The sequence below is a fragment of the Limnohabitans planktonicus II-D5 genome, from assembly GCF_001270065.2.
GTDB lineage: Bacteria > Pseudomonadota > Gammaproteobacteria > Burkholderiales > Burkholderiaceae_C > Limnohabitans_A > Limnohabitans_A planktonicus.
The window spans coordinates 1-2,187 of sequence record NZ_LFYT02000072.1 but is presented as its reverse complement, the minus strand read 5'-3'; the positions used below and the strand labels follow the sequence as shown (position 1 = coordinate 2,187).

Annotated in this window: 2 protein-coding genes and 1 pseudogene; all 3 read right to left on the bottom strand. The window is 55.8% G+C overall.

Going from position 1 to position 2,187, the window contains the following annotated elements; all coding sequences use genetic code 11:
• Positions 1-492 precede the first annotated feature (492 nt).
• Positions 493-1,032 (bottom strand): hypothetical protein, encoded by a 540-nt coding sequence (locus H663_RS40770; protein ID WP_053176294.1) that lies wholly within the window; start codon positions 1,030-1,032, stop codon positions 493-495.
• A complete protein-coding gene (locus H663_RS40765; protein ID WP_205872771.1) occupies positions 1,032-1,337 on the bottom strand; it encodes a nucleotidyltransferase domain-containing protein in 306 nt (101 codons plus the stop codon). The genes H663_RS40770 and H663_RS40765 overlap by 1 nt, the downstream gene beginning before the upstream one ends.
• A gap of 660 nt (positions 1,338-1,997) precedes the next feature.
• A pseudogene (locus tag H663_RS41830) lies at positions 1,998-2,187 on the bottom strand (sulfite exporter TauE/SafE family protein); the annotation flags it as partial.

Genomic DNA, 2,187 nt, shown 5'->3' with positions numbered 1-2,187 from the left:
ATTTAGCGACTTGCATGTTTGAGTCCTCATGGATATACAAAATTTAATTGTATATCCACCCAAGGCTGGTGTTGGTTTGTGGGCTGATCCAAAGGTAGTTGCCGTTCAGGGGCCTGTGCCAGAGCCTGTAAACGTCGGACTCTTCGAGTACCGACCTACGGGGAGTTGGTTTTGTGCGTTTGTCGGGGCTGAAGCCGCCGACCTACGGGGAGTTGGGTTTTGTAGGTCGGTGGTCGAAGACCCCGACATGGGGCCTGCTCCAGAGCTTAGAAACGTCGGACTCTTCGAGTACCGACCTACGGGGAGTTGGTTTTTTGTAGGTCGGTGGTCGAAGACCCCGACATGGGGCCTTTGCCAGAGCTTGGAAACGTCGGACTCTTCGAGTACCGACCTACGGGGAGTTGGTTTTTGTAGGTCGGTGGTCGAAGACCCCGACATGGGGCCTGCGCCAGAGTTTGGAAACGTCGGACTCTTCGAGTACCGACCTACGGTTTAAGTTTTGCTCAGGGTGATCGCATCAAATTCCTGACTGAAGTCAGCACTCAAGGGGCTGACGCTCAGGACTTGCTGCGTATAAGTGACAAATGCTCTGGCGGTTTGGTAAAGCATTTCTTGTTGTTCATACAAGGCGTTGAAATGGTCGGCAACAAGGTCGTAATCGGTTTCATAGTCGTGGGCTGCTAGATTTCTAGCAGCTCTGGCGATTTGCCAAGCCTCTAGAGACTGAACCACACCTGCCTTTTCGAAAATGGCCAGCACTTTGATGAAACTGTCCGCCTGTTCACCAGACAAGACCAAACTGTGGCGCATGGCAGCACCCAGCGTGTCTTGAAGTTTGGCAAAGCGTTCGTTGATAGCGGCCAATGCCTCAAAGAGTTCTTTGTCTTTTTTGTTTTGGGCCAAGAAGCTTCCGCTGATGGGCCATTGCAGTGTTTGACTGGATGCATCCAGGAAATACACGCATCGCTGAATGGCTTCCAGCAAACCAGACAAGTGGTGCTTTTCAGCATTCAAAGGGCTGTGTGGTTTCATCACTGGGCCCATGTTGGAGGCTTGAGTCGCACTGCTCGGGCGCGGGCAATCGTTTGAAAAGCACCAGCAGCTCGCCCTCTTTGGACCATGAGAATGTCAACGGGTAGTTGCAGAGCGGTTTCGACTTGGTATTTGATCTTCGCGCGGCTCATGATTGAAGCCTTTTGCGAGCTTTCAATCAACAAGTCTATGTCACCGCCTTTGCGATGCTCATCCAGCCTGGAGCCATAAAGCCACACCTGCACGTCATCACCCAGCACAGCTTGAGCCGTACTTTGGATGGTGTCGATTTGGGCAGGGGTCAATCGCATATTGTTAATTTTGACAGAATTCGGAGCTGAAGCCGTTGAGCTATACGAAGTTGGTTTTTGTAGGTCGGTGGTCGAAGACCCCGACATGGGGCCTGCGCCAGAGCTTGTAAACGTCGGACTCTTCGAGTACCGACCTACGGGGAGTTGGTTTTTGTAGGTCGGTGGTCGAAGACCCCGACATGGGGCCTGTGCCAAAGGCTGAAAACGTCGGACTCTGCGAGTACCGGCCTACAAGGCGTTGACATCTCGTAGGTCGGCGGTCGAAGACCCCGACATGGGGCCTGTGCCAAGGGCTGAAAACGTCGGACTCTGCGAGTGCCGACCTACGGGGCGTTGACATCTCGCAGGTCGGCGGTCGAAGACCCCGACATGCGGCCTGTGCCAGAGGCTGAAAACGTCGGACTCTGCGAGTACCGACCTGCGGGGCGTTGACATCGCGTAGGTCGGCGGTCGAAGACCCCGACATGGGGCCTGTGCCTCAGGCTGAAAACGTCGGACTCTGCGAGTGCCGACCTGCGGGGCGTTGACATCGCGTAGGTCGGCGGTCGAAGACCCCGACATGGGGCCTGTGCCAAAGGCTGAAAACGTCGGACTCTGCGAGTGCCGACCTGCGAGTTGACATTTCTCGCACATTTCAAACTTCAGCGTGCCGAATCAAGAGGTGCCGATGACCCGCGCCGCCATCAGTGCAGCAATCACCAGCAGCAGCACTTGCACCAGGCGCCTGAAATGGTCGGCTGAGATGCGGGCGCTTTGGCGGTGTCCGAGCCAGATGCCCAAGAGCATGGCGGGCAGCCAGGCGGCGGACCAAAACGCGGTGGGGCCGCTGATGTCGTGCAGCGAC

What these genes read in the sequence shown, in the direction of transcription:
- H663_RS40770 (WP_053176294.1), bottom strand. Translation starts at nt 1,032, where the DNA reads ATGAAACCACACAGCCCTTTGAATGCTGAAAAGCACCACTTGTCTGGT.